Genomic DNA, 26043 nt, shown 5'->3' with positions numbered 1-26043 from the left:
TTTTTAAAGCCAATAATTTTATTGGCTTTACTATTTGTATAACTAGGAGAAATTTTGAGCGAAAAAGATACAGATGTAACAAAAAACATAGGCTTTATAGATGAAACCGTAATAGATAATATAAATTTTACGTATATTTCTGAAAGTAAAATTCACGGATTTGGACTTTTTGCTAATAAAAATTTAGATAGTGGCACAATACTTTGCTTTTTAGATGGACAAGTAATGAGCTGGGATCACTATGATGAAATAGCAAAGAGTATAAATTTAGGGAAATATCAAAACTATATTTTTATGGAGTGGAACGCACTTAGCAATAAAACATTACTTGTACGAGCATTTAGAACAAAATACAGCTATATAAATCACTCAAGTGTGCCAAATGTAGAGATAAAATACAATCCAATTCGCATAGAAACAATAAAACAAATAAATAAAAATGATGAAATAGTTATAGACTACAACAAAGAACCATTAAAAAAAGAGTACCTTGACGATAAAGAAAAAGGGTTTTTGTGATACATACTAAAACCACAATTATTCAACCAATAGAAATCAGCACACAAACATTAATAAAGCTTTTTGATACAAAAATAAATATTGAAAATTTTAAAAAATTTGAAAACATTAAAGCACCTTGCTGGAAACAAACTATGGATGAACTTTTTAATCTATATAGTTCATTTATAATTTTAGATAACCAACTTATAAATTCTAAAGATTTACAAGCAGAACTGAAAAGTGATCATTTTAATATCAACGACAAATTTAATATATCTGATTTTATAGATGACAATGACTTGCAAGCATACTTAATGTTTGACTATAGGCTATTTCAATTTTGTATAGTGTATGAGCTTGACTTTGTTTTGCCCCTAAATAATATAGAAAATGTCGCTAGACACGAACAAGACAAATTAGATTTTTATAATTGTATTCGCAATATCTTTGTTAAAGAAACCAATAGCTCATATCTGCCGTCTATTATCTTAAATTTACAAAACAACTTGATCAAAGAGGCAAAAAAATTTATAGCTGTAAATTTTAACTTAAAAGATAGTGCAGATAGCCTTAAAATACTAAATAATAGCGGAAATATAACAAATGTAGCTATCTTAGAAAACCTAAATGATAAAGAGTTCGAAAAATACTCAAATTATTTATTAAATTTAAATTCATTAGCTGAAAGAAATCAAAACTATAGTTCTCCTATAAAAATAAAATCAGTAAATTCAAAACACGATAATTTATACTTTTTCAATGGTCGCTTTCATACGATAATATTACAAAATCAAAAAGATAAATACAGATACATACCAATACAATTTCAAATGCAATACCTTTGGTTTTATTTATCTAAACAGATAAATTTAATACTCGAGTTTTACAATGACAATATTTTAAAAGATAACTCTATATCAAAAATATCAGAATACAGCGATAAAATCGATGCAATAATAAATAAAATCGAAAATCTAAATATTTTTAATCAAAAATTTAAACTTTCTATTGAAGCCGATAGTAAAATTTACCACGCAATAGAAGAAAAATGGAATATAGAAAATATGATCAAAACTTCAAACGAATATGTTGTCTATTTTAAAGATTATTTAGCAAGAATTTATACCAAGAAAAGCTCCAAAATGGAGCAAAGACAAAATAAAATACTCTTATTTATAACTTTATTTCAATTCATCGCACTTCTAAGTGTTTGGAATGATTATCTAAATTTATTAAGTGTTGAATTTTTAGAAAAAGCAAAAGGCATATTGCCACTATTTGGTTCAGAGAGTAATTTAGAAGCTTTCAACATATATCTACCAATTATATTTTTCATAATAATTTTATGTATGTTTTTTTATATCTTCAAAAATAAGGAATAGTTAAGGCAAAAATGGAAAATTTAGATAGAGTGATCGAGCTTGTTTCAAGCTCGACGCTACCGATGATCATCGCACTTTTAAAAGTGACGATCCCACTTACTTTGCTCTCGTTTTCGCTAGGGCTTGTCATCGCCATTATCACAGCAGTAGCAAGGCTTTCAAATATAAAAATTTTAAAATTTATATTTGCCACCTATGTTTGGATATTTCGTGGCACGCCGCTTCTTGTGCAGCTTTTCATCGTATTTTACGGACTTCCTAGCCTCGGCGTCACGCTTGATACTTGGAGTGCGGCCACTATCGCATTTAGTCTAAACGTGGGCGCTTATGCGTCTGAATCTGTAAGGGCTGCCATACTTTCTGTGCCAAAAGGTCAGTGGGAGGCGGCCACATCGCTTGGCATGACGCACTATCAAATTTTAAAGCGTATCATCGCGCCTCAAGCAGTGAGGATCTCACTCCCTCCGCTTTCAAATACATTTATAGGCCTTGTTAAAGACACTTCACTAGCAGCTTCTATAACGATGGTAGATATGTTTATGGTCGCTCAAAGGATCGCAGCAAGGACCTTTGAGCCACTCATCCTCTACATCCTAGCAGCACTCATCTATCTAGTGGTTTGCACACTTTTAACCTATCTTCAATCAAGGCTTGAAAAAGCTGTCTCAAGGTATGTCTAATGGCTATAAATTTTAAAAATATAAGCAAATCTTACGGCGATCATTTGGTGCTAGATAACATAAATACAAGCTTTAAAGAGGGGCAAACGACCGTGATAGTTGGCTCATCTGGTTGTGGCAAATCAACGCTTCTTAGATGTATAAATTTACTTGAGATCCCAGAAAGTGGTACTTTAGAGGTAGATGATAGGAGTGTAAATTTTAAAGATAAGCTTAACTCAAAAGAGCTTTTAGAAATTCGCAAAAAAACAGGCATGGTCTTTCAAAGCTTCAACCTCTTCCCGCACCTAACAGCGCTTCAAAATGTCACCGAAGCTCCGATCTACGTTCAAAAGAAAGACAAAAACGAGGCGATAAAAGAGGCAAAAGAGCTTTTAGCTAAAGTGGGTCTTAGCCACAAAGAAGACACCTTTCCAAACAGGCTCTCAGGCGGACAAGCACAACGTGTAGCCATCGCTAGAGCACTAGCTGTAAATCCGTACTTTTTACTACTTGACGAGCCTACAAGTGCGCTAGATCCAGAGCTAGAGGCTGAAGTTTTAAAGGTCATCTTATCTCTCGCAAAAGAGAAAAAGTCCATGATCATCGTCACTCACAATATGAATTTTGCTAGAAAGATAGCTGATAGAATTTTATTTTTAGATAAAGGTGTGATCGCGTTTGATGGCTTGGTAGATGAGTTTTTTAACAGCCAAAATGAGAGGATAAAAAGCTTTATCTCGGCTATGGATATATAAATTTAGCTAGAAGATCTAGCTAAATTTGTTACGCAAAGTATGGTTTTATCTGCTCTATCCAAGCTGAAATTCTACCCTCAGTCTTGTCACTTTGGTTATCAGCATCAAGCGCTAGACCCACAAATTTACCATTTCTTACGGCATCAGAGCCATCAAATGTATATCCATCAGTGCTAACCTCGCCCACTACCTTTGCGCCAGCTTTTACGACCTCATCGTAAAGCTTTGCCATGCCGTTACAGTACTCATCTGAGTAGCTCTCGCTATCGCCCATGCCAAAAACAGCAACCGTTTTGCCACTTAAATTTAACGCTTTAAAGTCAAATGCGTCCCAGTCATCTTGAAGATCGCCGCTACCCCAGGTCGATGTGCCAAGGATGAGCTTATCAAAGCTATTTATCTTTGCTGCGTCCACGTCAGAGACGTTTAAAAGCTCATTTTCAAGCCCCAAGCCCTCGCTTATAAGTTTTGCTGCATCTTCGGTATTTCCCATGCTGCTTCCATAAACTATACCTATCATTTTTATCCTTTTTAAAAAATTTTACTAATAATAGTATAAGGCACGAGCTTTATGCACCCTCTTGCAAAGCAGTGCCTAACCTCAACGTGCCGCCTAAATTCCTCATTTCTAGGACAAACGATATAAACCATCTCGCACTCACTACCAAGCGCGCAAACGGCTGCATCGATGTCGTCGTTTAAATTTCTCATATCATCAAAGCTCACCCTTTTAAAGCTTGGCATGACATTGAGCAAATTTTTGCCATCTTTTTTGACCGAGATGACGCCGCCATTTAGCACGACCTCTTTGTCCTGATGGCGGAGGCGTATTTTATCATAAACAAACTGGCAAAACATCTGCGCTGCGTCAATGAAAAACTCAAATTCCCCGCTTTTATAAAGTATCTTTATCATCTTTGCAGCGGCCATCTTTGGCTCTTTTGCTACAAATTTCAACACTTTAAAGTCATTTTTCAAATAAGCATTTATGATGATGTTTGAAGGCAAGCAAAAGCTATCAACTGGTTTGAAATTTAAAAATTTCTCACGCAGCAAGAAATTTATCCTAGCCTCAAAAATATCTTTGAAATTTAGAAATTTAGCGTAAGAAAGCGGGATCTTTAGCTCGCTCTCTACGCCAACATTATAAAGTGCGATGAAAATTTTCGCACGCGAAAGCTTGTCAAGCTTTGCAAAAATACTTGGAGTTATTTCGCCAATATCTGATAAAAACCCGAACTTCATCGATTATTCTTTGCATCCAAATTCCTTATCTAGGCCAAAGACCTTACAATACTCGCAAAATACGCAACTAACGCTTCTTTTAGCACAAACGATAGGGATATTTCTCTTTTTTGCTTGAGTTTTAATGGTCTTCATCGTGTTGTGGTTTAAAAAGCTAGTGAGCATCACCACGCACTCGGTGTCTTGTGGGATCGGCTTGCGATTTACGCGGTTTTCGTTTCTAGCGTCCCAGTGCTCTATCTTCTCAGCCCCCAAATCATGCAAAACCGCCTTAATAGGCGTGATCTCATCTGCTCCGATAACTAAAACTGACATAACAAGCTCCTAATTTTTATTTGTTTTTCTGATAACGATTATAAAAAAGCTTAGCTAAAATTATTCTTAGTTATGATATTTATTATCACTTATTTGTAGAAATTTGTAACGTTTTTGGTTGTTTAAAAAGACTAATTTTACTCAGCCTTTTTAAATTTAACCGCCACAACGAGAAAGATAACAAGCCCAGCCACTGCAAAAAAGCTACCAACGTTGCCGATATTTTGCTCTCCAAGGCGAACTATCGTCTGATGTCCTATGAGAGCACCTGCTCCTATGCCGATATTATAAATGGCTGAGTATATCGCCATCGCAGCGTCCGTGGCATTTGAGGCTAAGCTTAGCACCTTTATCTGAAAGCTCATATTTATCCCAGCTATGCCAAGTCCCCAGATGAAGGCAAGTGCAAGCATCAAGCTCTCGTTTGTAGCGATCAAATTTAGCGCAATCAAGCAGGCTAAAATGATCGCTATTGAGATAGCCGTAAAGGCATTTGGTATGAGCTTATAAAATTTAGAGAAAAGCCCGCTTGCTACGATACCAGCGACGCCAAACAAAAGCAAAAATATGGTGATAAATTTACCATCAAAGCCACTAATATCTTTAGCAAATGGCTCGATGTAGCTATAGGTGCTAAAATGCGCGCTGATAACGATAGCAGTTAGCAAAAATATCACCATCAAAAAGCCATTTTTAGCTAACTCCGGCAAGCTTTTTAGCGAGCCTGAGTTTTTGCTAGGCAAAAGTGGCAAAATTTTATATAGCCAAGCGCCAACGCCCACAGCAAAGACCCCGATCAGCCCAAATGTGACACGCCAGCCCAAACTATCGCCTAAAATCCTGCCAAGCGGCAAGCCAAGTATCATCGCCATCGATGTGCCAAGAGCTAAAAGTCCCAGAGCTTGCGAGCTTTTATTGATAGGTGCCACCCTAACGGCAAGCGAGGCGGTGATCGACCAAAATATGGCGTGTGAGATGGCTATTAACACGCGAGCTGTGACTAAAACAGTAAAATTCCAAGCGACCGCGCAAAGTGCGTGAGAAGCGACAAAAATGATAAAAACCTTTAAAAGTAGCGACCTTCTCTCTAAATTTGCAGTTAAAAGCATAAAAGGTAGCGAGAGTATCGTCACACTCCACGCATATATCGTGATGATGAGCCCAGTATCAGCCGTACTCATGCCAAAATCCTTCGCCATGTCGCTTAAAAGCGGCACTGGCACGAACTCAGTTGTATTAAATATAAAAGCTGCAAAAGCTAGCGCGATAACCCTTAGATAGGCTATTTTATGAATATTTATCAAAATTTTATCCTTTTTACTTTGCCTCTACAATATTAAAATTTGACTTACATCTTAGTTATTTATAAATTTTAATTTTTTAATGATAGAGATTAATGACAAATTTTGGATTATTTCCTTATAATAAAGCCATTTTTAAGATAATTTTAAGGCGGAAATATGTCAAAAATAATGAAAACTATGGACGGAAACGAGGCCGCAGCTTACGCGTCATACGCATTTACCGAAGTAGCTGGAATTTACCCTATCACTCCTAGCTCGCCTATGGCTGACTACACTGACCTTTGGGCAGCGCAGGGCAAGAAAAATTTATTTGGTATGCCAGTAAAAGTAGTCGAGATGCAAAGCGAAGGCGGTGCAGCTGGCACGGTGCATGGCTCACTACAAGTCGGCGCGCTAACTACGACCTACACAGCTTCTCAAGGCCTACTTTTAAAAATTCCAAATATGTATAAAATAGCAGGACAGCTCCTCCCTGGCGTCATCCACGTCTCAGCTCGCTCTCTAGCAGCGCAGGCTCTTTCAATATTTGGCGACCACCAAGACATCTATGCCTGTCGCCAAACCGGCTTTGCTATGCTAGCAAGCGGCTCGGTGCAAGAGGTGATGGATATCGCTGGCGTGGCGCATTTAGCAGCGATCAAGGGCAGAGTGCCCTTTTTACACTTCTTTGATGGCTTTAGAACGAGCCATGAAATTCAAAAAGTAGAAGTGATGGACTACGCACACTTTGACAGACTTCTTGACCGCGAAGCGTTGCAGAAATTTAGAGACAATGCGCTAAATCCAGAGAGCCCAAAAACTCGTGGCACAGCGCAGAATGACGATATATATTTTCAAACAAGAGAGCTAAGCAACCGCTTTTATGACGAAGTGCCAGATATCGTGGCAAACTACCTAGCTGAAATTTCAAAGATCACTGGCCGTGACTACAAGCCATTTAACTACTACGGCGACCCAGAAGCGACACGTGTCATCGTAGCTATGGGCTCAGTTACGCAAACTCTTGAAGAGGTCGTGGACTATCTAAATGCAAAAGGCGAAAAGGTGGGCATCATCAAGGTGCATTTGTACCGCCCATTTAGCACAAAGTATCTATTTGACGTGATGCCAAAGAGCGTGAAAAAAATAGCCGTTCTTGACCGCACAAAAGAGCCTGGCAGCCTTGGCGAGCCGCTATATCTTGATATAAAAGCTGCATTTTACGGCCAAAAAGACGCCCCGATCATAGTTGGCGGCAGATACGGCCTAAGCTCAAAGGACGTCGATCCTGCGCAAATGCTAGCTGTATTTGAAAATTTAAACCAAAGTGAGCCAAAAGACGGCTTTACGGTGGGTATCGTTGATGACGTCACTTTTACCTCGCTGCCAACTGGAGAGAAAATTTCACTAAGCGATGAGAGCGTTAAAGAGTGCTTATTTTACGGCCTTGGCGCTGATGGCACCGTGGGTGCAAACAAAAACTCTATAAAGATCATCGGCGATAAGACTGATCTTTACGCTCAGGCATATTTTGCCTACGATAGTAAAAAGTCAGGTGGCTACACACGCTCACACCTTCGCTTTGGCAAAAAGCCGATCCGCTCGACCTATCTCGTCTCAAACCCGCACTTTGTAGCATGCTCAGTCGCAGCATATCTTGAAATTTACGACGTCATTGATGGCATCAGAGAAAACGGCACATTTTTATTAAACTCTATCTGGGACGCAGAGCAGACGATAGCCAAACTGCCAAATAAAGTTAAGAAAATTTTAGCTAGCAAAAATATAAATTTCTACATCATAAACGCAACAAAGCTAGCACACGATATCGGCCTTAAAAACCGCACAAACACCATAATGCAGTCGGCATTTTTCAAGCTTGCAGACATCATACCATTTGAAGATGCACAAAAATATATGAAAGAGTACGCACACAAAGCCTACGCTAAAAAAGGCGAGGCGATCGTGCAGATGAACTACAACGCTATCGACGTTGGCGCAAATGGGCTCATAAAAGTGCCAGTCGATCCTGCGTGGGCAAATTTAGCAGATGATGAGCAAAAAGATGAAAAATATATCGGCAACAGCTTCATCGAAAACGTCGTAAAACCGATAAATGCGGCCAGAGGCGACAGCCTACCAGTCTCAGCCTTCATAGGCTACGAAGACGGCCACTTTGAAGCTGGCACGACGGCTTACGAGAAACGCGGCGTTGGCGTCATGGTGCCAAAATGGATCGAGCAAAACTGCATCCAGTGCAACCAGTGCGCATTTGTCTGCCCGCACGCTGTCATCAGGCCATTTTTGATAGACGAAAACGAGCTTAGCGCAGCCCCACAAGGCGTAAAAGAGCACAACCTAGAGGCAAAAGGCAAAGAGCTCAAGGGACTAAAATATAAAATCCAAGTAAGCCCACTAGACTGCACCGGCTGCGAGCTGTGCGCGCAAAACTGCCCAAGTAAAGAAAAATCGCTCGTCATGGTGCCGCTTGAAGAAGAGCTAGGCAAAAACGAGCAAGAAAATGCTGATTATCTATTTAAAAAGGTCGCTTACAAAGACGATCTCATGAACAAAGAGAGCGTTAAAGGCGTTGGCTTTGCTAAGCCGCTTTTTGAATTCCACGGCGCTTGCCCGGGATGTGGCGAAACTCCGTATATCACGCTTATTACAAGGCTTTTTGGCGAGCGCATGATCGTGGCAAACGCGACTGGTTGTAGCTCGATATATGGCGGCTCAGCTCCATCTACTCCGTACACCACAAACGACGAAGGCAAGGGTGTTGCGTGGGCAAATTCGCTATTTGAAGATAACGCAGAGTTTGGCATGGGTATGAACGTAGCAATGGAGACCATGCGCCACCGCATCGAAGATATAATGAGAAATAACATAGATAGCGTGCCAAACGCACTTTCAGCGCTTTACAACGACTGGATAAATTTCAAAAATGATGGCATTAAAACACAAGAGATCACGAAAAATTTATTGCCTATTTTAGAGCAAAATTTAAGCGCGCCAGGCGTTAAAGAAATTTTAGAGCTTAAGAAATTTCTCGTCAAAAAGTCGCAATGGATCATCGGCGGCGACGGCTGGGCGTATGACATCGGCTTTGGCGGACTTGACCACGTACTAGCAAGCGGTGAGAACGTAAATGTGCTAGTGCTTGACACCGAAGTTTATTCAAACACTGGTGGCCAAAGCTCAAAATCAAGCCGCGCAGGCTCGATAGCGCAATTTACAGCTAGCGGCAAGCCAGCTCAGAAAAAGGACCTTGGCTACATCGCGATGACTTACGGCAACATTTTCGTAGCGCAGATCAACTCAAACGCGAGCCAAGCAAACGTGATAAAAGCGATCGCAGCAGCTGAAGCGTATGATGGCCCAAGTCTCATCATCGCCTACTCTCCGTGCATCGCTCACGGCATCAAAGGCGGCTTGTCACAGTCTGGCGGACAAGGCGAACTCGCTACAAAATGCGGATACTGGCCGACATACCTATACGATCCGCGCCTTTTAAAAGAGGGACAAAATCCACTCAAAATCACATCAAAAGAGCCAGACTGGTCGCTTTATGAAGAGTTTTTACTAAACGAGGTTCGCTACAACTCGCTCAAAAAGACCAACCCTGAGCACGCAGACGAGCTACTAGCCAAAAACAAGGCCGACGCACAAAGACGCTACCGCCAGCTAAAACGCCTTAGCCTAGCAGACTTTAGCGACGAAATCAATTAAATTTTAGGTGCTTTTGCACCTAAAATTTACTCTAGCAGCTAGAATACATCTTGCTTGAAATTTTTTTAAATTTAATACTGCATATCTCGTCAAAGGCAAAATGACGCTCCTTAAGATCGCCCATCATATATGAAAAATAAAATTTATTCTCCGCAAAAGCCACTTCACTAGCTATGATCTCGCCAAGAGCGCTATCATCTATATGAAAATTTTTAAAAAGGGCACTTAGCTCGTAGTAGCCATTTTGCAAGTCTCCGATATAAAATTTAACCCTAGCGCCACTTTTCATAAAGGTAAAAGATACTATCTTTGCATCACTAAAATTTAGATCTACAAAAACTCTCTCAAGCATCTTTAGCTCGCCATAAAAAGACTTTATGTACGAGCCATAATCCTCTGTCCTCTTTTCAAACTCATAATCGTCTAGATAGCCACTTATCCAGCTCTTATCGAAAAACCTCATCTTGCACCAAGGCACTGTAGCTCCTTAAATTTAACTTCTAAAGCAAATTTTATATATCATTATCTAAAATTATTCATAAATTTAAAAGGCAAAAATATGAGCCAAACGCACTCTTTTAAGCCAATCTTTGATAAAAACTCTAAAATTTTGATCCTTGGTTCATTTCCATCTGTCATATCTCGTAAATTTGGCTTTTACTATACAAATCCGCAAAACCGCTTTTGGCGGGTGTTGGCTGGGATTTTAAACGCTCCACTGCCTGCTAGTACGGATGAAAAGATAAAATTTCTACTTTCTCACCACATCGCGATATATGACGCGGCTATATCATGCGAGATAGAGGGCTCAAGCGACGCAAAAATGAGCAAGATCATGCCTGTAAATTTAAAGCCATTATTTAAAGAGGCAAAGATCAAGCAAGTCTATGCAAACGGTGGCAAAGCTTACGAAATTTGCAAAAAATACTTAGAAAATGAAATCATAAAAGCGACAAAAAATGAAATTATAAAACTACCATCAACCAGCCCTGCGAATGCTAAATTTAGCCTTGAAAAGCTTGCAAATGAGTGGTCGATGATAGTTAGAATGCTAGCGTAGATCAAAAGCTCAAAACAACTTCGTCTTTGATCTCTATACTTATGGTGCCATCAAGACTTGCGTACTTAGTGTAGCCTCCAGAGCTTACACCTGAGTGCTCGTCAAAGCCGTTTAGCTCGAGCTTATCATTAGCATCGCCGTCTACTTTTAGCACATCTTTGCTAGTATCACGCAAGATATCTTTGACATCTGCTGCGCTTAATCTTAAATTTGCACTCTCATTATCTACTATGGTGCCATCATCCTGCACGTGGCCACCAAGAGATATTTTTTCGAAATTTTTAACCTTTGAAAAGTCGATATTATTTTCTCGAACTATCAACGTATCTTCACCGCTTCCACCATCGATAGAGACGTTATTTAAAACTGCGCCTTTTTCCACATTTACGATATCGTTGCCAGTTGCGTTCCATTCATTTTTGTGATCATCACCATAAATTTGCGTATCATTTAACATAGCACCACTTTTTATATTAAACGTGTCATTGCCATCCATACCACATATCATCGAGTTATTTAAAGTGGCCCCACTTTTTATATTAAACGTATCATTGCCGATAGGACCGCTCCATTCTCCATAAATTTTTGAGTAGTTCACAACTGAGTCGCTTTCAAAATTTACAGTATCATCACCATCTCCGCCAGAGATAACTTCAGATAAATACCCTACCCTAGCATCGTTAAATTTACCATCGATCGTGCCTCTTATGTTGAATATATCATTACCTCTACCACCATCAATAGCAAAAGAGTCACCGCCATACCCGTTTTGATCCACAGTGATATTTTCTATATTAAAAGTATCTGTATCTAGTCCGCCATAAAGTCTTACGCCATTTTTTAATGTCGAATTCTTTATGTTGAAAGTATCTTTATCTATTGGGCTTATACTCTCAAGACCATCTGTGCTTATGATGCCACCAGTAATAGTCGCATCATTTATATTAATCGTGTCATCACCTAGTTGTGTTTCTATCATAACTTCGTCGATTGTTGCACCACTATCTATATTTATAGTATCTTTTCCGTTTCCTGTAATAATCGTGTTATAAAGAGTATCAGATTTTAAGATACTAGTATGGATATTTATAAGATCATCTCCTTTGCCACTTCTAATTTCTATACCTTTTACTACCGATGTTTTATCTATGTTTAACTCAAGCTTAGTATTAGCGGCGGCTATTGACGCATCTGCCAACTCTGAATTTTTAATATTTATAACTTCAGTATTATCAAGTGAGCCATCACCTACATTTATAGTACTATTAAAAAGTTTTGAATTTTCTATATCAACGCTATCAATACCATCTCCTGTGCTTATTGTTGAATTGTTTTTTAGCTCAGAATCTTTTATCAAAACCTCATCATTTTGACCTGCCCTTATTGTCGTATTATCTAAACCTGCGCCTTCAAGTATTAGTTTATTATCACCATAATAACTCTCTTTTATATACGAATTTACAGCTTTTGAAGTCATCTTTATTGTATCGTCACCACTGCCTGTGTCTAAATTTACACCATCTATATCTTGATCTATTAAGATGTTATTATCATTATCTATTATCGCACCAATTGCATTTACGGTTGGAATTTCATCATTATCACTAGTAACACTCAATGTTAAATTTCTTTTGTAGTCTCCAAAATTATTAATGCCAGGCGCTATATCTGCTCCCAAATCTTTAATCATTTCACCTTCGTTTTGATATCCTGGTGTTTGTCCATAATCATCTGCAATATAATATCTAACCTTTAAATTTGCGATATCATTTGGGTCATTTAGGAATATTTGATTATTACCGAGTGATATCCAATTATTTCCACCATCAATAGAATATTGGCTCATAGATTTATAATAATCTTTTCCATCTATGCCGCTAAAATTTAAGCTCAAAGTAGTTGGCAAGACATTTAATGCCTTATTTAATGAAAAATCAAAAGTTAGATATCTGCTATATCCAGTAGATACATCATAGATTCCATCTTCGCTCATATCTTGTTGAGCTACTATACTTAAAGTTGGTTTAGATACAAGTTGTGTAAAACCTGTATCTGATATATTGTCAGCATATCCATCAACTGAGCCAACTGGAGATTCAAAATTTCTGCCATATCCATTTAAATTTCTAAAATTTTCATTGACATTTGAGTAGTGTCCGCCCTCAGCAAAGCTAGCAGCACCAAGGCTCACCCCATCGCCACTAGCATTTCCGCCAGCATTGCCACCAGCTGCGGTCTCTTCGAGTGCGTTTAGGTCTTTACCGCTTAGGATCGCTTTTTGTAGGTCATCTATACTGGCTGTGGTTTTGCTACCTATGTTTTCACCACCCAGAATCTCTTGGTCTAAATTTAAGCTATCCTTGCCTATCAATGTCACCTCTTTGCCATTAGTAGCAGTGATCGTCACCTTAGAGTTAGCCCCATCAGTCACTATCTTTTCGCCACCATAAACTATGTCGCCCACATGAAGCTCTCTTACCTCACCCAAACCATTTATGGCTTTTGCACCTTCACCATCTATGCTTTTTACTACTGCAATTTTGTTTGACATGATGTTTTTCCCTTTACTATTTTTGTCACATTGTTACATTTTTTATTAAGAAATTATATTGCTTCATAAAAAAATTGTAAATTGTACTTAGGTACGATAAAATGGGCATTAGAGTTATAAAAAAGTTATAAATACTACTCATATACTAGACCAATAATAAAAGCAAAAAATATTTTTATAAATTTTATCTTTTTATTTCTAGGTTTTGACCTAAACAGCGGCTCGGTCTTTGGTTTTGGTCTTTTTTCATAGTGCGTGTTATAACATTTTAGCAGCTCTTGTCCGCACTCTTCGCAAGTAGTTTCACCTATATTATAAAATTTCATGCAGTCAGGACACCACATGCCCACTAGTCTTTGCACAACTGGTGGCTCTTTTCTAAAAGCCATCCAAAAGCTATATATACCCAAAAATAAAAACTAAAAGCTGGCAAAAGATATAAATTACCAGCATCATCAAATTTAAAAAACTTCTCACCAACTTTTACATTTTTATGTATTAGCATAGATACGCAATCAAGCAAGCACATAAATCCTATGAAACCCCAGCCTATACAGTTAAGCATATTTTCTACTTTTTAGCATTGTTTTTCAAATTTCCCCTGCGCCTTTTTGAACGAGATATTTTAAAGAATTTTGGCTTGGCTTCTGGGATATTATTAGATTTTTGTTTTATAGGTCTAATAGCAAAAAAGAATACAACAAAGGTAGAGATATAACTAAAAACACAAGGACAAACAAGATAGCCATTTGATTTTGTAAAAGTAAATTTTATAAGTAAGTAAAATGGAAATAGTGAAACCAAGACAAAGAATAACTTAAGAGCTATACCTTTTATGGGGTTGTTTTTGCTAAAGGCAATACCACCATGCAAGAAAATAGCTGTAGCCTTCCATATATAAAACATAAGTGGTAGTCCAAAGATATTATAAATAATCCAGTGCAGCAATGGGTGATCCCCCATCATAAGCTGCAAGATTAGCTCACTCCAAACTTTATCCATTATTTTTCAAATTCTCCTTGCGTCTTTTTGAGCGAGACATTCTAAAGAATTTTGGTTTGGCCTCTTTGGTATTGTTTTGTGGTTTTTCCAAATACCTAACTGCCCCAACAATAGCATAAATGCAAACCGCAAAAACAAGAAAGAGTGATAAATTCGCCGTTAGGGGCAAAATGCCATCCGATCTAGTGACACTAAAATATAGCCTATAAAACAAAAAAGCTATCAACAATATAACTACTAGGTCAAACAAAATATACAAAGAAGATCGAAGATTGTTTCTTGTCTGAAATTTGAGATAATATAAACTTGAAATAACATCCTCTATCAGCATCTTTAAAAATAGCAACCCTACAGTGTCAAATACCAGCCAATACAGCCACGGAGCGTTTGGCATAAAACCAATGTCAATTATTCTGCTAATAAAACTACCCATTAAAATATATCACAATGCCCATTGCCAAATTTAATAGAATTATTTATATTCATACATCTATTTATTTAACTTGACAAAAATAGCACAAATAGCATAGCAAATATCAACTATGAGCTGAAGACACAAACAAGCATATGCGATATAGAGTAAATTTCTATCACCTAGGTCGTATGCAAAAAATTGAGGAATGTTTATAAAATTTGTCAGGATGATCATTATAGCACCAAGAAAAACGAAAAAATACCTAATAATAAACTTTCTGCCCTTCTTTTTAGACTCTTTAAACCAAAAAATCAAAAATATAAAACTTGCGATAGATCCGAAAATTAGACCGATATTATTAATAGCCAACGTTATCTCCCATCAAAAAAACAACAACTATCAGAAATATATCCAAAAAGAGTTGATAATAGCCAGAAAAGTGCTTAGGATTATTTTGCCAATCTATCAATATAATGGCTGGCCAGATCATATTCATAAAAAAAACAACTATCATGGCCATTAATATTCCTCTGCTTATTTCAATCCAATTGATGTGATAATACACAATATAGCAAGCAAAATAAACAAGTATGGCATAACCTATAAAAATATATAATCCAGATAAAAGTCTGAAAAATTTATATATGAAATTTATCATAAATCGCTTACTTATATACAGTATTAAATAAAGCACTAAATTTGATATTAAAAAAATATATACTAGTTCCATTTATTATCCTACTGCATAAATACACCAAAATCTATTGTATGTGGGGCTATTTTATTTAATTGTTCTGTTAGATTTCTTAATTCTGTACTATTTTGCAAAGGTGCATTTTTAAAATTCATAATAGATCCTCCACTAAATTCTATTACATCATCTACAAATGTATTTGAATTTCTTAATAAAGAGTCCTCGTTGTTATTGTAACCTCCAAAAAAAGATTCACTGATTGTTGAAGTAAGATTTGGATATCTATTGTCTTCAAAGATTTTGTTATAGTTTCTTGCATTGTCTAAAACACGCTCATCAAATTCTCTTTCTGTCATACCTCTTGGAATTTCAATCACCTGTTTTTCTTTCCATTCATTATTCAAGTAACGATCTCTATCTTTGTATGCCACCTTTTCTTCTTCACTAATATGGTTTATATCTTTTACTACGATTTCAGTATCACCACCAAGTATAAAATTTTTAGCACCAAGAGAAGCAATAGTAATTCCTTCTTTATAATTACTTCCATCAACAACTATAAACATATGGTTTTTACCAAAACCTACCGGTCTAGAATATGCCTCAACTCTATTCGCTCCCAAATTCTTATCCAGCTTTGCAAATTCTCTATTGTTGTTTATCATGCTTGATGTTGCAGCTGTTGTTAAAGGTGTTTTAGAAAAACCTCTGTCATTTAGCCATAGAGCATGAGAGAAATATCTAGTTGCAAAGTCTGAGAAATTTGATGCATACTTAGTATCATCATCTCTATTTTTATCTATATCTCTATGATCTTGTATATCCATAGATCTTTGGTTTTCATGAGTTATGGTCTTTACAAGATCTTTCATATTGGTTATGTTTTTGAAATTTATATAGCTAGCTCCAGTTTGCAAGCTTGTGAAACCTTGTATTTTCTCGTCATTATATCCTCTTTCATCTGTATATATAGACTTTATATCATTTGGTAGATATCCTAAGTTTTTCATAACAGCAAGTGCTATTAGAGTCATAGCCTCTTTTTTTGTGCTTCGGTTGTAGTGTTGCTAGATAAAAATGCTTGTAGTTCTGGTGAATTTGCCACCTCTTCTCTAACACCATTTAATACTTTGTATTGCTTGCTTACTTCTTTAAAGAATGAGAATATATTTGCCCTATCTGTAGTTGATATTTGTTTTATGGCGTCTATTATGGTGCTTGTATCTACTATCTCTTTAGCTATCTCCTTTTGCCCACTCTTAGTTAGTACCCTTAAATCCATACTACCATCTACATTTGAGCTTATGCTAGTATTTACTAGATCTTTTGTTAGTTTGGTTGTATCTCTATTTAGTCTTGTTAGATCATCAGAGTTATCTTTATCTGCTATCTCTATGTTGCCACTGCCTAGAGTTGCTAGGTTTTTAAACGATAGATAACCTTGTAAGCGGAATCTTCATAGTTCATACTTGTAGTTTAGAAATTTAGTAGTATTGGGCATTGATAAGTTGTTTGGAAAAAATATTAGCAATGTAGAGAGAAATATTTTTGTTATATTTTATTATTTCCAAATAAAATATTATATTCATCAACTTTATCTAGTCCAATATCCTTAATATCGATGCCAAATAGTAATGCCTGTTGTTTGAATATGTCTATAATGTCGTAATATGCTGCCAATTCTCCTAAAATAAAATCATCCCTTTTATTGGTATAAAGTAGTTCGTTTATTTTTTCTGTAATAATTGATATATTGTCTTTTAGATAGTGTTTGTAATTTTCATATTTTTCCATTATTTTATCCTTTCACTCAAACCATCTATTTTCCAATTTGCATATTTTATATCAACTTTATCACCTTTGTTTATTACTAATATAGAAAATAATGGTTTGTTGCAAATTTCATTAAAATTATTTTCCAAATAAGCATTATTGTCACAAAAAACAATTCCTATATAACTGCTCATTTTATTTTTACCCCATTTTATATATGAAAATCTATTGGATTATAGTCAATTTTATAGTCGTTGTTAGTCATATCAATATGTTTTTCCATTAAATAATACAATATCATCTTTTTTTACAAAATATTTTGTGTCACTACAAGGATAATAAATTTTACACCACTCTTTGTTGCAAGTCTCTATCGGCACTATGATGCTATATTGTTCACTTGATATTATGTATTGGTTATCTTTGAAAATATAAATTCTTCTACTATCATCTTTTAAAAGATATAAATTTTTTCTGTTGATACTTTCATGAATATAAAATCCGCATTTACTTACATATCCATAATCATCATTTTCTACGAATTTGCTAGGGATGCTTGTGCAACCAGTAAATAAAATAATACAAATAAATAAATCCAATCTCATTATTGCTCCTTAATTTTTATATTTTCAATAACACCTTTATATTGATTACTCCAAATGTGTTCGTAAAATATTTGTCCGTTTTTATACAAAGGTATATTAAATATATTCGTTGGGTCGTGCATGACATCATTTTTGCTATTTATAGTAATGCCATTATTTGGTTTTGTATATAGTGGAGTTCCTATATAAACTATATTTTCATTTAATCCATAGTAATTTATTGCAGAATTTGCAATTAAACTTCCTTGCGACAATGCTACATAATGATTATTTGGATTATTTTTCATCTCATAGCCTGTTTGCTTGGCTATCCCGCTTGTGCCACCAGATAAATCTACAGCGCTTTCAACCAAATCAGCGATCAAACCACGAGTTGGATTATAGTAAATTTTATAATCAGAATACGCAAAAGTATCTTCGTAATTATATTCTTTTGGTGCAATCATAAATTTTGCTTGATATTTTGCGGATTCTTCTTTGGTCATAATACCCGGAATAAATACATTATTTGAATTTTTATCTCCCAGAACTTTAAAATTTGGTTCAGCAACAATAGTAGCTCCTAATTGTCCTAAAATTCCACCATTGTTATTTTCACTAGGAATTATACCAAGTGTAATATCGCCTAAGAAATTTAGAGTTTTACCGATACCTGCTTCGATAGGGTTAGTTGAATTTTCCTTTGGCATATTGTTTGAAAGAGAATCTGCCATTATTAATAGATCGTGTTTTATAGCTTCCCTGCCATTTTGGCTAAAAAGTCTAATATCAATATCTGCATTAGTAAAAGTGCTAGTTTGAGAATTGACAATGTCCTTTTGGATATTTTTAACATTTCTATTTAATCTTTCTAAATCATCGCTTTTATCTAAATTTACTATTTGCAAATTTCCATTTCCTATGGTAGCAAGAGTTTTGCTTAAAATTACGGAATTTGAAGTTCCAAGCGAAATATTAGAAATATTAGGATTATTTCGTGAATTTGCTTTTTCGTTTTTTGCAATATCAAGCGTATTTTGCATATTCTGCGGTCGATAGTCATCTTGTGTAAAATTGGCAACTTCTTTTTTACCTACTTGGTAGTTAGCTCCTATATACTAAGAGATGATCCTTTGTTGTAGCTTGTATTTGATAGGTTTTCATAGCTTAGGGTGTTTGTCTTTAAATTTAGGTTGTGGTTATCTATAAAGGTATTGTCTTTATCATACTCTCCTGCTGCTAGTAGTGATCCTTTTAGGTGGGTGTTTTTGCCTACTTCTACGTTTAGCTCATTTGCTGTTATGGATGAGAGTATGGTTTGCTTGGTTATTGTATTTGATCTTGATCTAGAGAAATTTGCATTGGTGCTAGATTTATCTATTGTGTTAATATCTACGAAATGATTTTTATCAAATAACCCTGTTGTAGTTATACCATTACTCTTGGCTATAGTATTACCACTAAAGCCAACTCCTGCTGATATACTAAAGTCTTTTTGATTAGAGGTATATCTATCTCTTAGGCTCTCTAAGAGTAGATTATTTCCTACTTTTAAATTTAGTGTTCCATCGGCTCTTAAATTTGCTCCCTTTATGGTTGCGTCATTAGTTGTGTTTATGTTTATATCTTTATTAGATATTAGCTTTGAGTTATTATTGATGATACTTTCACTATAGCTGTTTGATTGTGAGTGGTCTAGACCTAAGCTTCCACCTCCTCCTCCATACATAGTAAATTTAGCACTTCCGCTAAGAGACTTACTATTTTCATCTGATTCAAATCTATCTTGGCTAGAGTTTATATTTAGATCTTTAGTGTTTATATCTATATTATTATTAGCTAGTAGATTTGAGCCAGTTATGTTAGTGCTACTCTCTTTATCTTTATTGGTTGTTAGTCTTATATTTAAAGCATTTAAATTTGAAGGTGAAGAGATGGTTTGTTTGTTTTTAGTATTTGTTTGTGTGCCACTTATATTTGCTGCTACTCCTACGCTAAAGCCATATGTTCCTGAGCTTACAGATGCTGCTGCTATTTGAGATATTAGAGCTGTTGTTTTAGAGGCTACATTTGTAGTAGCTAGTGCTACGTTTGTTATATAGTATCTCTCTTCATCTTTTATATTATCTAATATATCACTTAGATCTTCTATATCAGAAGCATTGATGCCTACTTCTTTGTTTTTATATCTTTGCTTTAGTTCATTTAGTTTGGTTTGTAAATTTGATTTTTCATTCTTATATTGTTCGTATTCTTTTTTTACGCTATTTAGTTGTTTGACGGCTTCTTGTAGGGCTATAGTAGCTGGAGCGATCTGTGCATATTCGTTTTGCACAGTGATGGAGAGGGCAGCCTGTGCCTCTTTTAAAGTGGAGGTGGAATCGATTGTATCTGTGCTATTTGAGATGTAGATGTTGCCATTTTTACTAATTAAGCTAATATCTTCTTTTGCGTTTAGGTTTGAGCCTTTTACACTTATATCATAGTTAGTATCTATATTGATATTATTGGCATTTAGGGTAGAACTAATGGAATTTAAAGAAGAGGTGTTATTAGTAGCTTCTTTATATTTAGCGTCTGCTACTCTTAGCTTTATGCTAGTATCTTTTTTAAGCTCGCTTAGGCTTTTTGGTTTAATATCTTTTAATATATCTTGCAATCTAGCTATGCTTATACTCTTGCTTTTAGATATGCTGTAGCTTTCATGGGTATTAGTAGCGTTTAGAATGGTGGTTTGGTTTGCTTTTACCTCTATATTTTTATCTGAGCTTAAAATTGCTGTGATAGTCGCATCAGATGTGTTTAAGTTTATGTTATCTTTAGCTGATATATTTGAAAGCTTTGATATACCATCAAGAGTGCCTTGTTCGTTATGTTTTGCACTATATATCTTGCCACCACCGGTTCCAAGAGTAGCCACATAGGTTAAAATTCCAAGAGGATTAAAAGTGGAGCTTTTATGCAAGTCTATCTCTTTGCTTTGCTCTTTGGCTGCTAGTATAGAGATGGCATTTAAAGCATTTAAATTTAGAGCTGATGCTGAGTTTATATTTGAAGAGATGATAGATATATCTTTATTTGCATTTGAATTTATGTTGCCACTATTTGTTAATAGCGATGAAGAGGTTAGATTTAAATTTGATAAAGAGTGCATATCAATAGATCTTTTAAACCCACCAAAGCCCCTTTTATTAGTTTGAGAATACTCTAAGCTCTCATATGCGCTAGGATTTATACTTATACTATTTGCATCTATGTCTATATCATTTTTGGCACTTAAATTTGAGCCAGTTACTATTGCATTACCACCAGCCTTTAGACTGATATCACCTGCGTTTAAATTTGAGCTAATGACCTTTTGATTTATAGCCATTAGATGAGACTCTTTTTTAGAGAAAAAGCCCTTTGACTTCTCTTTAGTTTCCGTGCTCTCGTTTGTATTAGCACCTACTACATATATATCATTTCCAGCTTCTATGTTTAGCTTGTTAGTAGCTCTTAAGTTGCTTGAGCTTATGTTGGTATTTGACTTAGAGTTTAAATTTATATCTTTTGCGTCTAGGTTTGCACTATTTAGCGTTTGGATGCTTTGTTTAAAGCTTATGCCCTTTTCTTTTGCGCTATGGCTGTAGGCAAACTCTTTGGCGTTTATATTTATATTATCTGCACTTAAATTTAGCTTGTCAGCCTCTAAGCTTGAACCAGCGATGTTTAGATTTTCTTTAGCACTTAAATTTAAGCTCTCGTCTGCTTTTAAATTTGACGCCTTGCTAAACTGAGATGACTCTTTGTCTAAGCTTATATTATTGGCATTTACATTTATATTTTTGGCTGAAATTTCACTTGAGTTGATATTTGCTGCGCCTGCTTTTAAATTTAGATCTTTAGAGTTTAGCTCTAGGTGATTTAGGTTTAAATTTTGTGAGTTTAAATTTACATTATCAGCCACTACGCTGCCAGCTAGGCTTATGTTGCCTTTGGCGTCTAGGTCTATGTTGTTAGCCATTACTAGAGCTGAGGCTTTTACGTTTTTATCTTTTGCTTCCTTTTTAAATTTGCTTATGCTCTCATTTCTTGCCTCATATAAGCCATCAAGGATATTTGCTATATAAGCAGAGTTTATACTATCAAGGCTGTAGTAATACCCTTGGTTTTTAACCCTTCTATTTAGGTTTTTGATGATTGGGCTATTAAATATTGGCTCAGAGAATTTATCTAGATCAACATTTGCTAGCTTTATATCATCATTTAGTGCGTAGTTTGAAAAGTCCTGTGTGCTTCCTACTATGTTATTGCCCGCTGCAAAGACTGCTGGCAAACCAACATCTGTGTATGAGAAGTTAAAATTAGTGCTTTTTCCACCTTTAGTCACCCATTTCTTTTTGCCAGTGACTTTTCCCATTTTTCCTTTCCACTCTTGTTGCTTCCATTTAAACTCATTAAAGCTTTGACCATCTCTTGTTAAATTTAGCGCTACGTTTTTTATATCTTTGCTATCAAGCACAAGGTCATTGCCTGAGTAGATAAAGCTCTTATCATTTAGCACTTCATCTACTTTTAAATTTATATCATTGCTTGCTACTATGCTGCCTGGGATGAAGTTGGCTTTATCATCTTCGTTTAGAACATCTTTAACTATACTATATGTGATAGTTCTTTTTTGCTCGTTTTTCTTTGCTCTACTAGTATCAACTAGAACCTCATTTGTATCATAGTCTAGTCTTAGATTATGAAATATCTTTTGGCTAGTGCCAACTAGATGCGAGTCTTTGTGTAAATTTAGAGCATATAGAGCGCCATCTTTATTTGCAGCCTCTTTTAATACTAGCTCATTTACCTCTTTTTCATCTAGCTCACTTATATCTTTGCCTAGCTTCTTAGCTAGTTTCGCACTTATTTTTTCTTTTAGTTCTTTTAAATTTACACCAAGCTTATATCTATTTACGCCCTCTTTTTTTAGGTGCATAGTGCCTTGTTTGTGCACTGTCTCCACCCTAGCCTGCGAGCTTGAGTTATTTACTAGCTTTTTAGCCTCTACATTTATATCTTTAGCATAAATTTGGCTTGAGGTATTTACCAAAGTCTCTGCTTTTATGTCAAGGCTCTTTTTTGCTGCTATTAGCGCTTCATCTTTGTTTGTTATAGTCTTTGCCTCTATCTTAGCATCTTTGTTAGAAGCGATAGCGCCAGCATTAACTATATCACCATCAAGGCTTATCTCTATGTTGTTATTTGCTATAACTAGGCCGTTATTATTTACGCCTACACCGTTACTTGTGCCAACTAGTTTGATTTTATTAGCATACATACCGCCAAGCGCGCTACTATCTAGGCTAAAGCTGTTTTCTTGGTTTTTAGCTTTTACATCGTTGTAAAGCCTATCTTTGCTTGAAGCAACCGCCTTTTCACCGATGATATTTAGCTCATTTGCGTGGATATTTGAGTTTAAATTTACAGCATTTGAGATGACATTAGTATAGTCGCTGCTCTTATCGTTTAGGCCGTCCCCTACGATGTCTATAGAGTTATTAGATATTAGCTCTATCTCTTTGGGACTTAGTTTATTGATACTACCTGTTGTTAGTGTAAGTGAGCGAGAGTTGATCATATTTAGACCATCTACGCTTATACCATTTGGATTTGCTATGACCACATCAGCTCTACTACCTGCTACCTCTAAATTTCCTTTTAGAGATGATTTTTCAGCCGAATTTACTTTGTTGATAATAAGGCTTGCCTCTTTTGTAAGCCTATAGTTTGCATCTATCTGGCCAGCTATCTTTGTATCTATGTTTTTATTAGAGTTATTAAGGATAGTGCCAGTGGTTGGGGTGTTAAACCTGCTATATTCGTTCATAGATACGCCCTTGCTATCAGGGTTTGTGATGTTTATTATTAGCGTCTCATTAGGAGCTTTTAGTATATCAGGGCGGTTACTAGCACCTGGGTCAGCTATGATACTTGGCTCATTTGCTAATGCTGGTGAAGTGGCAAGTAGCAAAGAGAGACTTACGTAGAAATTTAAGCCTATGGTTAAAAGGCTAGGTTTTTGTGCATTTGAAATTTGATTGTCCTTTAGCATATTTTATCCTTAAAATTCGTAGCTTATGATGAAATTTACATTTGTTGATTTAGATTCAAAGCTCTTTGGTTTATAAAGAGGTTTTGAGACAGATATGTCATAGCTTAAGTTGTTGTAGGCTTTTATGCTGCCTCTTAGACCTATGGCGTATCCTGCAAGGGTGTTTTTATCCTTTATGCCACTGCTCGCTGCTCTTACCATACCAGCGTCAAGCCCTGCATAGACAGAGTTGCTCTTATAGTAGTTATATGATAGGGTATTTCTTACGCTTACTCCGTGGTTTCCAACAAGCGAGCTCTCTCCGTCAAATCCCCTAACACTGTGATATCCACCGATGCTAAAACGATCTTGCAAGCTTAGTTTATTTAGGCCATATCTTGCGTTGATATTTAGATCATAGCTTAGTGGAAGTTCGAATTTATATTTGTAGTTTAGGTTTAAATTTATTAGAGCAAACCTAGATGTAGCCTCGCCGCTATCCTCCAAAGGATCAGGCTGTGATCTAAATATACCAGTGCCTTTTTTGTAAGCTAGCTTGGCGCTAAAAGCTTGGTTGTAAGAATTCCAGCTTGATTTTACACCTACCTCATATCCAGCATTTCTTCTAGCTTGGTTATCTAACTCGTAGTCCTCTAGGCAGTTTTTATTTTTTCTCTTAAATAGCTTTACATAAGCGCTATTTTTAAAATTTGAGTCCCTATAAAATGTATAAGCAAGGCTTAGTGAGTCGCTCTCGCTTCTACCTTTATATGTGTAGAGATTGTAGGCTGCATTTATGATCTGGGCGTAGTCATATTTACTCTTTTCATACTCAAGCATGAAGTAGCCAAATGGGACAGCAAAGCCGTAATAGTAGTTATTTGAAGCTCCGTAATCAGTGGCGCCATTAAATTTATTTGTAACCTCATATTTTTTTAAATATATCTTTGCCGCGTGAGAAGCTAAAAATTTCGTTAAATCCAAGTAAATTTAGCGTGCTTAAATTTAGCATGCCTTGGTACTTGCCGCTTTGTTTTGAGCCAAGGTTGTCAAGGCTAATGGCAGCTTTTAGTGGAAAGCTATCAACCCTAGTGATCACTATGTTTGAAAAGCCAGCTCTATTTGAAGGTAAGAATTTAATACTAACGTCATTTTTCGAGACGTTTTGAAGTGACTCAAGAGCCTGCTCGATATCTCTTATATTTGCCACTTTATTTTTATGAGAGTACTCACCAAATGCGCTAAAGAGGCTCGCTCTATTTCTTTGGCTGTCAAGCTCGTTTATGCTTATGTTATCTATTAGGCCAAGATTTATCACAAACTCTAGCTTGGCATCTTTTAAGCTCTTTGTAACCAGGCTCGCACTTGAAGTGATATAGCCACTTTTTATTATCTCGTTGTTAAAAGAGTTTATGATTAGATTGATAGAGTTTTTGCCAAGACAGCTGCCAGATTTAAAATCAAGCTTGTTTAAGCTAGCCTCTAAAATAGAGTTAAATTTAGAGTAGTTTGCATTATAAGCTTCTCTTATTATGGCCTCATCAGCACCACTGCTAGCATTAAAGCTAGCTACTTCGTTCTCACTAAGAAGCGAAATTTTATCTATTTTAAAGCATGGGGTTTCGTTTAAATTTAGCCTACCTTCTGAAATTGGTTTTTCGTTAAGTAAATTTATGTTGGAGCTTTCGTTAAAAGAGCTTGCCATATTCGCCCTAATCTCTTCGTTATTTAACTCGTTTTTTAGATTAGTCTCATTAGCAAGTAGCGCAGCACACACTATGCCTAAAGATAAGAGAGTTCTCATCTCAACCTTCCTTGGAAATAACTATAAAGTTATATTTTTTAAAATAATTTAGTGACATTATAAAGGATATAAAATTAATATAATATTAAAATATAATTGAGAAAAAAGAATTTTTATACAAAATATTTCAAAAATGAAACTTTTTAGCTATCTAAATGGCAAAGATAAATTTATTTTGGTTTATCCATTGGTGGATAAAATTTAATTTTATATTGACATTGATTATT

At 35.8% G+C, this 26043-nt stretch carries 23 protein-coding genes; 6 read left to right on the top strand and 17 right to left on the bottom strand.

Features of this window, described 5'->3' with window-relative positions; translation table 11 throughout:
• Window positions 1-54: 54 nt before the first annotated feature.
• The 4 genes from CYP26_RS01995 to CYP26_RS01980 are packed head-to-tail and all read left to right on the top strand — an operon-like array spanning window position 55 to window position 3300.
• Window positions 55-519, top strand: coding sequence for an SET domain-containing protein-lysine N-methyltransferase (locus CYP26_RS01995; protein ID WP_181000843.1), 465 nt, complete (start codon window positions 55-57; stop codon window positions 517-519).
• Window positions 516-1883 (top strand): hypothetical protein, encoded by a 1368-nt coding sequence (locus CYP26_RS01990; protein ID WP_103630177.1) that lies wholly within the window; start codon window positions 516-518, stop codon window positions 1881-1883. Before CYP26_RS01995 ends, CYP26_RS01990 begins: the two co-directional genes overlap by 4 nt.
• 11 nt (window positions 1884-1894) lie before the next feature.
• Complete coding sequence (locus CYP26_RS01985) at window positions 1895-2563, top strand: amino acid ABC transporter permease (RefSeq protein ID WP_103566155.1); 669 nt, start codon at window positions 1895-1897, stop codon at window positions 2561-2563.
• A complete protein-coding gene (locus CYP26_RS01980; RefSeq protein WP_103630176.1) occupies window positions 2563-3300 on the top strand; it encodes an amino acid ABC transporter ATP-binding protein in 738 nt (245 codons plus the stop codon). The genes CYP26_RS01985 and CYP26_RS01980 overlap by 1 nt, the downstream gene beginning before the upstream one ends.
• Window positions 3301-3328: 28 nt before the next feature.
• Here the strand turns inward: CYP26_RS01980 and fldA are convergent, their stop codons facing one another.
• The 4 genes from fldA to CYP26_RS01960 form a co-directional block, all read right to left on the bottom strand.
• Entirely contained in the window at window positions 3329-3820 is a 492-nt protein-coding gene (gene fldA, locus CYP26_RS01975) for a flavodoxin FldA (protein WP_103573842.1), read from the bottom strand.
• A gap of 11 nt (window positions 3821-3831) precedes the next feature.
• Window positions 3832-4545 carry a UDP-N-acetylmuramate--alanine ligase gene (locus CYP26_RS01970; protein ID WP_103630175.1) on the bottom strand — a complete coding sequence of 238 codons (714 nt, stop codon included), beginning with the start codon at window positions 4543-4545 and terminating at the stop codon, window positions 3832-3834.
• 3 nt (window positions 4546-4548) lie between these two features.
• Window positions 4549-4860: a DUF2325 domain-containing protein gene (locus CYP26_RS01965; protein WP_002939277.1), complete on the bottom strand. Its 312-nt coding sequence runs from the start codon at window positions 4858-4860 to the stop codon at window positions 4549-4551.
• Between the two features lie 137 nt (window positions 4861-4997).
• A complete protein-coding gene (locus CYP26_RS01960; protein WP_103630174.1) occupies window positions 4998-6164 on the bottom strand; it encodes a sugar transporter in 1167 nt (388 codons plus the stop codon).
• 156 nt (window positions 6165-6320) lie between these two features.
• On the opposite strand from CYP26_RS01960, the gene nifJ reads away from it, so the two are divergent.
• Window positions 6321-9872, top strand: coding sequence for a pyruvate:ferredoxin (flavodoxin) oxidoreductase (gene nifJ, locus CYP26_RS01955; protein ID WP_103630173.1), 3552 nt, complete (start codon window positions 6321-6323; stop codon window positions 9870-9872).
• A 31-nt stretch (window positions 9873-9903) separates the two neighbouring features.
• On the opposite strand, the gene CYP26_RS01950 is transcribed toward nifJ, so the two are convergent.
• The gene (locus CYP26_RS01950; protein ID WP_103630172.1) at window positions 9904-10350 is read right to left on the bottom strand and encodes a hypothetical protein; all 447 of its coding nucleotides are present in this window, start codon (window positions 10348-10350) and stop codon (window positions 9904-9906) included.
• Between the two features lie 81 nt (window positions 10351-10431).
• On the opposite strand from CYP26_RS01950, the gene CYP26_RS01945 reads away from it, so the two are divergent.
• Entirely contained in the window at window positions 10432-10932 is a 501-nt protein-coding gene (locus CYP26_RS01945; RefSeq protein ID WP_181000841.1) for a DNA-deoxyinosine glycosylase, read from the top strand.
• Between the two features lies 1 nt (window position 10933).
• Here CYP26_RS01945 and CYP26_RS01940 read toward each other — a convergent pair whose 3' ends face one another.
• From CYP26_RS01940 to CYP26_RS01870, 12 genes are all read right to left on the bottom strand, one after another.
• A complete protein-coding gene (locus tag CYP26_RS01940; protein ID WP_103630170.1) occupies window positions 10934-13483 on the bottom strand; it encodes a retention module-containing protein in 2550 nt (849 codons plus the stop codon).
• A gap of 134 nt (window positions 13484-13617) precedes the next feature.
• Window positions 13618-13872 (bottom strand): hypothetical protein, encoded by a 255-nt coding sequence (locus CYP26_RS01935; protein ID WP_141090076.1) that lies wholly within the window; start codon window positions 13870-13872, stop codon window positions 13618-13620.
• A gap of 181 nt (window positions 13873-14053) precedes the next feature.
• The gene (locus tag CYP26_RS01925) at window positions 14054-14485 is read right to left on the bottom strand and encodes a hypothetical protein (protein WP_103630167.1); all 432 of its coding nucleotides are present in this window, start codon (window positions 14483-14485) and stop codon (window positions 14054-14056) included.
• 773 nt (window positions 14486-15258) lie between these two features.
• A complete protein-coding gene (locus tag CYP26_RS10345) occupies window positions 15259-15630 on the bottom strand; it encodes a hypothetical protein (RefSeq protein WP_103630164.1) in 372 nt (123 codons plus the stop codon).
• A gap of 8 nt (window positions 15631-15638) precedes the next feature.
• The gene (locus CYP26_RS01905) at window positions 15639-16628 is read right to left on the bottom strand and encodes a hypothetical protein (protein ID WP_103630163.1); all 990 of its coding nucleotides are present in this window, start codon (window positions 16626-16628) and stop codon (window positions 15639-15641) included.
• A complete protein-coding gene (locus CYP26_RS01900; protein ID WP_103630162.1) occupies window positions 16625-16876 on the bottom strand; it encodes a hypothetical protein in 252 nt (83 codons plus the stop codon). Before CYP26_RS01900 ends, CYP26_RS01905 begins: the two co-directional genes overlap by 4 nt.
• Window positions 16877-17145: 269 nt before the next feature.
• A complete protein-coding gene (locus tag CYP26_RS01895) occupies window positions 17146-17388 on the bottom strand; it encodes a hypothetical protein (RefSeq protein ID WP_103630161.1) in 243 nt (80 codons plus the stop codon).
• Window positions 17389-17633: 245 nt separating this feature from the next.
• A complete protein-coding gene (locus tag CYP26_RS01890; protein WP_103630160.1) occupies window positions 17634-17972 on the bottom strand; it encodes a hypothetical protein in 339 nt (112 codons plus the stop codon).
• On the bottom strand, window positions 17972-18994 hold the full coding sequence (locus tag CYP26_RS01885; protein WP_103630159.1) for a hypothetical protein: 1023 nt from the start codon (window positions 18992-18994) through the stop codon (window positions 17972-17974). The genes CYP26_RS01890 and CYP26_RS01885 overlap by 1 nt, the downstream gene beginning before the upstream one ends.
• Window positions 18995-19062: 68 nt before the next feature.
• Window positions 19063-24033 carry a hemagglutinin repeat-containing protein gene (locus tag CYP26_RS01880; RefSeq protein WP_103630158.1) on the bottom strand — a complete coding sequence of 1657 codons (4971 nt, stop codon included), beginning with the start codon at window positions 24031-24033 and terminating at the stop codon, window positions 19063-19065.
• Window positions 24034-24042: 9 nt separating this feature from the next.
• Window positions 24043-24996, bottom strand: coding sequence for a ShlB/FhaC/HecB family hemolysin secretion/activation protein (locus CYP26_RS01875; RefSeq protein ID WP_103630157.1), 954 nt, complete (start codon window positions 24994-24996; stop codon window positions 24043-24045).
• Entirely contained in the window at window positions 24938-25816 is an 879-nt protein-coding gene (locus CYP26_RS01870) for a ShlB/FhaC/HecB family hemolysin secretion/activation protein (RefSeq protein ID WP_103630156.1), read from the bottom strand. Before CYP26_RS01870 ends, CYP26_RS01875 begins: the two co-directional genes overlap by 59 nt.
• Between the last annotated feature and the right edge of the window lie 227 nt (window positions 25817-26043).

This window comes from Campylobacter concisus, from assembly GCF_002913225.1.
Lineage (GTDB): Bacteria > Campylobacterota > Campylobacteria > Campylobacterales > Campylobacteraceae > Campylobacter_A > Campylobacter_A concisus_J.
The sequence above is the reverse complement of the archived record's forward strand: the minus strand, read 5'-3'. Positions and strand labels throughout refer to the sequence as shown.

Coding starts and splice junctions, on each gene's coding strand:
- CYP26_RS01985 (WP_103566155.1), top strand. CDS start 1,895: ATGGAAAATTTAGATAGAGTGATCGAGCTTGTTTCAAGCTCGACGCTA.
- CYP26_RS01980 (WP_103630176.1), top strand. CDS start 2,563: ATGGCTATAAATTTTAAAAATATAAGCAAATCTTACGGCGATCATTTG.
- fldA (WP_103573842.1), bottom strand. CDS start 3,820: ATGATAGGTATAGTTTATGGAAGCAGCATGGGAAATACCGAAGATGCA.
- CYP26_RS01970 (WP_103630175.1), bottom strand. CDS start 4,545: ATGAAGTTCGGGTTTTTATCAGATATTGGCGAAATAACTCCAAGTATT.
- CYP26_RS01965 (WP_002939277.1), bottom strand. CDS start 4,860: ATGTCAGTTTTAGTTATCGGAGCAGATGAGATCACGCCTATTAAGGCG.
- nifJ (WP_103630173.1), top strand. CDS start 6,321: ATGTCAAAAATAATGAAAACTATGGACGGAAACGAGGCCGCAGCTTAC.
- CYP26_RS01945 (WP_181000841.1), top strand. CDS start 10,432: ATGAGCCAAACGCACTCTTTTAAGCCAATCTTTGATAAAAACTCTAAA.
- CYP26_RS01940 (WP_103630170.1), bottom strand. CDS start 13,483: ATGTCAAACAAAATTGCAGTAGTAAAAAGCATAGATGGTGAAGGTGCA.
- CYP26_RS01935 (WP_141090076.1), bottom strand. CDS start 13,872: ATGGCTTTTAGAAAAGAGCCACCAGTTGTGCAAAGACTAGTGGGCATG.
- CYP26_RS01925 (WP_103630167.1), bottom strand. CDS start 14,485: ATGGATAAAGTTTGGAGTGAGCTAATCTTGCAGCTTATGATGGGGGAT.
- CYP26_RS10345 (WP_103630164.1), bottom strand. CDS start 15,630: ATGGAACTAGTATATATTTTTTTAATATCAAATTTAGTGCTTTATTTA.
- CYP26_RS01905 (WP_103630163.1), bottom strand. CDS start 16,628: ATGACTCTAATAGCACTTGCTGTTATGAAAAACTTAGGATATCTACCA.
- CYP26_RS01900 (WP_103630162.1), bottom strand. CDS start 16,876: ATGGATTTAAGGGTACTAACTAAGAGTGGGCAAAAGGAGATAGCTAAA.
- CYP26_RS01895 (WP_103630161.1), bottom strand. CDS start 17,388: ATGGAAAAATATGAAAATTACAAACACTATCTAAAAGACAATATATCA.
- CYP26_RS01890 (WP_103630160.1), bottom strand. CDS start 17,972: ATGAGATTGGATTTATTTATTTGTATTATTTTATTTACTGGTTGCACA.
- CYP26_RS01885 (WP_103630159.1), bottom strand. CDS start 18,994: ATGCAAAATACGCTTGATATTGCAAAAAACGAAAAAGCAAATTCACGA.
- CYP26_RS01880 (WP_103630158.1), bottom strand. CDS start 24,033: ATGCTAAAGGACAATCAAATTTCAAATGCACAAAAACCTAGCCTTTTA.
- CYP26_RS01870 (WP_103630156.1), bottom strand. CDS start 25,816: ATGAGAACTCTCTTATCTTTAGGCATAGTGTGTGCTGCGCTACTTGCT.